The sequence below is a fragment of the Halanaerobium sp. genome (genome assembly GCF_003070835.1).
The window spans coordinates 1-6,178 of the sequence record NZ_QBLR01000200.1; the positions used below are offsets into that span (position 1 = coordinate 1).

Consider the following 6,178-nt stretch of genomic DNA (forward strand, 5'->3'; position numbering starts at 1 on the left):
CTTATATTTTGGTTATTTACACTTGTATTTAAAAGTTCTTTATTATTTTGGACAGAATTTTTAGCTTCTGATTTAATATTCTGCATCTCTAATTCTAATATACTATGCACTTCGTCTTTTAATTGTCTTTCCAAATAAATATAAAGAGTTGAGCTAAAGAAAATTAAAACAAGGAAAAGTATTATCATATACCAGATTGTCAAATTGACTTTTAAAGGAAGTTTTTTATAATTAAATTTTTTAGTCATCCTTAATAACCTTCATTCGATATCCCCGTCCCCTTACGGTCTCTATAAGCTTTACCTGATGCTGATCATCAATTTTCTTTCTTAAAAACCTAATATAAACATCAACAATATTGGTATTATTTCCACTCATATATCCCCATACATGTTCTTCAATTTGAGATCTACTTAAAATATTACCTCTGTTTCTCATCAAATATTCTAAAAGAGCATATTCTTTACTGGTAAGTTCAACTTCTTTATTTGCTCTTTCAGCAGTATAGTTAACAGTATTTAAAACTAAATCTCCATTTTCTAATATATTGCTGTGTTCTTTAACTCCTCTCCTAAAAATTGTTTTTATTCTTGCAATTAGTTCTTCAAATGCAAATGGTTTGGTTAAGTAATCATCAGCTCCCATATTTAATCCTTTAACTTTATCCTCTAAATTATCTCTTGCCGTTAAAATAAGTACAGGTGTGGTGTCTTTCCATTCTCTTAATTCAGATAATACTTCCAGTCCACTTTTTTTAGGTATCATTATATCTAAAATTATTAAATCATATTGATTAACAATTGTTTTGTCAATTGCTTTTTCTCCATCATAGGCAGTGTCCGCTGTAAAGTTTTCTCTTTCCAGTCTTTTCTTTATTATTGCTGCCAAATCCTTTTCATCTTCAACAATAAGAATATTCATCTATAGCACTTCCTCTATGTTAATGATTTTCTATTCAATGAGTATAGCAGTGGATTATTAAAAAATGATTAAAAAAAGCAGCCCCGGTTATTTGGGGCTGCTTTTAAATGAATATACACTAATTATTTAATTCTAATTCTCAGCTAATTACATCTGCACATCTTTGACATATGTCTTCGTGATCTTCAATTTCGCCAACTGTCTCATCATACTTCCAGCAGCGGTCACACTTTTCTCCTCTTGCTTCACTCACTTTTACTAGAACTGAACTCTCTTCACCCTGATGTGCATCTTCTGCAGTCAGCTGCTCGTTTAGTTCAGCCTGAGAAACTATAAATAAATCAGCAAGCTGATCTATTTCAGCCTCTAATAACTGCTGCTGCTCCTCATTAACTCCGTTTAATTCAACCATTGCTTCTAAAGAATTTCCTATTTTCTTTTCAGATCTGGCAATTTCAAGAGCTTTAGAAACATCTTTTCTTAAAGCCAGCAGTTTATCCCATTTATCAATTAATTCCTGGTCATAATAGCTTTCCTTTATTTCCGGCCAGTCAGTTAAAAATACACTTTCCTCAGCTCTCATCTTTTCTGGTAAGAACTGCCATACTTCTTCTGAGGTATGAGGAAGTACAGGTGCTAAAATAACAACCAGACCCATCATTATATCATAAAGGGTGCTCTGAGTAGAGCGTCTGCTTAAGGAATCAGTGCCATCTGTGTACAGACGGTCTTTAGTAATATCCATATAAAGTGAGCTCATCTCAACTGTACAGAAATTATGAACATCATGATAAACTCTATGATATTCATAGTTTTCAAAAGCAGAGGTTACCTTTTTAATCAGATCCTGTAAACGAATCATAATCCAACGGTCTAATTCTCTGCGGTCTTCATATTCAACATAATTTTCGTCACTATCAAAATCACTGATATTACCCAGAATAAAGCGGTAGGTATTTCTAATTCTTCTGTAAGCTTCAGAATTTTGCTTTAAGATATTATCTGATACTTTAATATCATTTTTAAAATCAGAAGAAGCAACCCACAGTCTTAAAATATCAGCACCATACTGATCTATAACTTTATGAGGGGAAACTACATTTCCCTGAGATTTAGACATCTTATTTCCTTTTTTATCTACTGTAAAACCATTGGTAATAACTTCATTATATGGAGCTCTACCTTCGGTTGCCACAGCGGTAAGTAAGGAAGAGTTAAACCAGCCGCGGTACTGATCTGTACCCTCAAGATATACCTGAGCCGGCCAGGATAAATTATCTCTTGTTTCTAAAACAGCTTTATGACTGGAACCTGAATCAAACCAGACATCCATGATGTCTTCTTCCTTAGAGAAGTTCTGAGCTTCACAGTGAGGACAGCTGTATCCCTCAGGCAGTAAATCAACTGCATCCTTTTCATACCAGGCAGCAGAACCTTCTTCTGCAAAAATTGCTTTGACAGAATCTAAAGTATCATCATTGATTATAGCTTCTCCACAGTCTTCACAGTAGAAAATGGGAATAGGCACACCCCATTTTTTCTGACGGGAAATACACCAATCAGAGCGTTCAGAAATCATATTGCTCATTCTTTCTTCACCCCAGGCCGGATACCAATCTACATCCGCAATAGCCTGCAGAGCTTCCTCTTTAATTGCATCAATAGATGCAAACCACTGATCAGTTGCTCTAAAGATTAGATTACCCTTACAGCGCCAGCAGTGAGGATACTGGTGATCTATAAAATCAAGATTCATCAGTAAGTTCTTTTCTTTTAATTTATCAGTTACCATAATATTTGCTTCATCATAATGTTTGCCGGCAAAATCACCAGCTTCTTCTGTAAAATAACCTTTATTATCCATTGGGGCATAGACATCTAAATCATATTCCTGACCAACTACAAAGTCATCATGACCGTGACCGGGAGCAGTATGCACACAGCCTGAACCCTGTTCTAAAGTAACATGGTCTCCCAGAATCAGCAGTGATTCGCGGTCAACTATTGGATGTTGAGCTCTTTTATTTTCCAGCTCTTTACCGCTGAATTCTTCACTAATAATTTGATATTCATCAATTCCAGATTGAGACATTACTGAATCTACAAGCTCTTTAGCCATTACCAGTTTTTCTCCCTCAGCTTCAACAACAACATAAGGATAATCTGGATGGAAGGCAATTGCCATATTTGATGGAATAGTCCAGGGAGTAGTAGTCCAAATAACTATATAGCTGTCTTCACTGCTCAGCTTAACCCCACCGACTTCTACTTCATCAATCATTGGAAATTTAACAAAAATAGAGGGGGCTCTATCTTCACCATATTCAACCTCAGCTTCAGCCAGAGCTGTCTCACAGTGTGGACACCAGTGCACTGGTTTTTTACCGCGGTAGAAAAGATCTTTTTTTGCCATTTCACCAAAGACTTCTATCTGTTTTACCTCATATTCTTTATTCAGGGTTAGATATGGATTATCCCATTCACCCCAGACACCGAGACGCTTAAACTGTTCCCGCTGACGGTCAACATATTTTAGCGCATAATTGGTGCATTTTTCTCTTAACTCAGAGATAGAAAGTTCTGCCCGCTCTTCATCACTCATCTCACTTGTAACCTGATGCTCAATCGGCAGACCATGGGTATCCCAGCCGGGAACATAGGGAGAATAATAACCTCTTAAAGTTGCAAATCTGGTTACAAAATCCTTTAAAATTTTATTTAAAGCATGACCAATATGGATATCTCCATTTGCATATGGAGGGCCATCATGCAGAATAAAAGATTCGTTACCCTCTCTGTTTTCTACTGCTTTCTCATAAACTTTATTTTCACGCCACAATTCCTGAAAATCAACTTCTCTTTCACTCAGATTAGCCCGCATTGGGAAATCTGTATTTGGTAAATTAATAGTTTCTTTATAACCCATCTACTTATATAACCTCCTGTAAAAATATATTAAAAATAAAAAAAGCCTCCTGTCCTGTAAGGGACGAGAGACCGCGGTACCACCCTAATTAAAACTAGTAAGCCACTAAATTAAAACAGCTTTAAATAACTAATTTTATCTCAGTAATCCTTAACGCAGAAATACGGGTATACTACTCCATTCATATACCGATTCCAGGGTGATTTTCTCAATTTTTTTGTTTCCCGGCTTCCACCATTTCCGGTTCGCTGTAAACTATTAAAAATTGATACTATCCCTTTCACAATCATTTTATTCATATGACATTTTTCTCAATTATAAACTATCAATTCTAATAAGTCAAGTTCAAATTGTGGCTTCTTAAGTTAAAATTAAACTCAATTTGGTAAAAATCTAAAGATTTTCTTCAAAATCAGTATTATTTTCTTCCATTCCTTCTACTTCAAAATCAGAATCATCAAAATCTCCTCTTAAAGATTCTTCAGCTTCCTCATTCAGCATCTCCAGATGACTTTCAAGTAGGGTTTGGAAGCGAATTTTAAAGAAATTTCGCTGTTCTCTGAGCTGTTCAAGCTTTCTTTTTTCAGAAGCTACCTGATCACGTGCATTATCTTTAATCTTTTCCGCCTTCATTCGTGCTTCTTTAATAATCATTCGGGCTTCATTATCAGCCTGCTCAACTCTTTCGGAAATAGTACCCTGCATTGAATCAAGTGTATTCTGAAGTTTATCTTCCATATCTTCATAATTCTCTATTTTTTCTCTGAGATCCCTATTTTCTTCCTGAAGATTATTCAGATCTTTAAGCAGCCTTTCATAGGCAACCCCCACGTCATCCAAAAATTCATCGACTTGAGTAGTGTTGTAACCAAATGTCGACTTTTTAAATTCTTTATTATATATATCGAGTGGATTTAATTTCAAAATATCCCTCCTTATTTAAATCAAGTTAATCTTTTTAAAGTTAATTTAATTCTTCCTTTATTTGAAATACCTCTATTTTCCTCAACTTTTACTCTACCCCTGCCCCGAACAGAAATTAAATCTCCAATCTCAACTTCTGCTGCCGGATCTGTTTCTATTTTCCAGTTCAATTTAACTTTTTGACTTTCGATATCCCTTGACATCTTACTGCGAGAATCTCCAAAACCAGAACTGGCTACTGAATCCAGCCGCATCGAAGCAACTGTAGTTAAAATTTCTTTTTCATGCTGTACAGGTTGAACAATTTCTGATTCATCAATTTCTTTGACTTCTACAGGTACCTGGTGCACCTTATCAAGTTTCAGCTCAATAATATCTTCAATTTCAGCTGCAGTAATAATCTGGGCAAAATCTGAATGAACAAGAATATCACCAATCATTTTTCGTTTGAGACCTAAACCCATTAAAGCTCCCAGAAAATCTCTGTGCGTCAATTTTTGAAAAGCAAAATTACCATCAAGCTGATAGATTTTTATCTGCTTTTCTACTAAATCTGGAAAAAGATACTCTGGAAAAATAACCAGCCTTTTTCTTTCAGCTCCAGGATAGCCTCCCTCTTTTTTGCAATTAATTTCAGCAATCTGTTCAATCAAAGGTACTGCAATTTCAATCTGATAGGGATTGAGAAAATCTGTTGCTTGAGTTTTATGATATTTTAAAACCTGTTCACACTTATCTAAAATATGTGATCCTAGCATTCTATCTTCTTCTCTATATAAATGATTTAATAACTTTTCTTCGTCAAACATAAGCCCCCACCTTAAATTACAATATTAATTAAAAAGTTTCTAATTATTGAAAGCGCAAAAAGAGCAATTAACGGTGAAATATCGATACCTAAAATTCCACCTCTGGGCAAAAGGTCTCTAATTGGCCCCAAAATTGGTTCAGTCACATCATAAATAAACTTAATTATTTTTCTCCAGCGCATATCACTAGGATTTGGCCTGACCCAGGAAATAATTACCCGGCCTATGATCAATAAATTTAAAATTTCAAAAATAGCACTAATTGTTCTTGCTAAAATAAACATTATTCTTCCTCCAGATTCTAATATTCTCTTTCTCCAAAAATTGCTGTTCCGACACGAACAATAGTTGCTCCTTCTTCCACAGCAATTTGATAATCATTAGTCATCCCCATTGATAGTTCACTTAAAGGAATTACATCTTTTGAAAGTTGATCAAATAATTTTTTCATCTCCTTAAAATATGAACGGAGTTCTTCTGAATCATCTAAATAAGGCAGAACAGTCATTAATCCTTCAATTTTTAGATAATCAAAATTATTTATTTTCTGCAAAAATTCCTCAGCTTTATCAGGGGTTATTCCAAACTTGTTTTCATC

The 6,178-nt window shown here is 34.8% G+C and carries 6 protein-coding genes, 1 pseudogene and 1 other annotated feature; all 7 genes and pseudogenes read right to left on the bottom strand.

The features are described 5' to 3' along the window. Positions 1–248, bottom strand: a pseudogene (locus CI949_RS15215) (hypothetical protein); the annotation flags it as partial. Continuing rightward, positions 241–921: a response regulator transcription factor gene (locus tag CI949_RS15220; protein ID WP_133530245.1), complete on the bottom strand. Its 681-nt coding sequence runs from the start codon at positions 919–921 to the stop codon at positions 241–243. The gene CI949_RS15220 and the pseudogene CI949_RS15215, both read right to left, overlap by 8 nt. A 139-nt stretch (positions 922–1,060) precedes the next feature. Beyond that, the gene (gene ileS / locus CI949_RS15225) at positions 1,061–3,847 is read right to left on the bottom strand and encodes an isoleucine--tRNA ligase (protein ID WP_290767819.1); all 2,787 of its coding nucleotides are present in this window, start codon (positions 3,845–3,847) and stop codon (positions 1,061–1,063) included. Between the two features lie 56 nt (positions 3,848–3,903). Further along, positions 3,904–4,140: a binding site (T-box leader), on the bottom strand. 100 nt (positions 4,141–4,240) lie between these two features. Then, entirely contained in the window at positions 4,241–4,771 is a 531-nt protein-coding gene (locus tag CI949_RS15230) for a DivIVA domain-containing protein (protein WP_133530247.1), read from the bottom strand. Between the two features lie 20 nt (positions 4,772–4,791). Further along, entirely contained in the window at positions 4,792–5,580 is a 789-nt protein-coding gene (locus CI949_RS15235; RefSeq protein WP_290767823.1) for an RNA-binding protein, read from the bottom strand. Between the two features lie 11 nt (positions 5,581–5,591). Continuing rightward, a complete protein-coding gene (locus tag CI949_RS15240) occupies positions 5,592–5,864 on the bottom strand; it encodes a YggT family protein (RefSeq protein WP_133530249.1) in 273 nt (90 codons plus the stop codon). Positions 5,865–5,881: 17 nt separating this feature from the next. Beyond that, on the bottom strand, positions 5,882–6,178 hold a 297-nt coding region (locus tag CI949_RS15245), incomplete at its 5' end, for an alanine racemase (protein WP_290767827.1).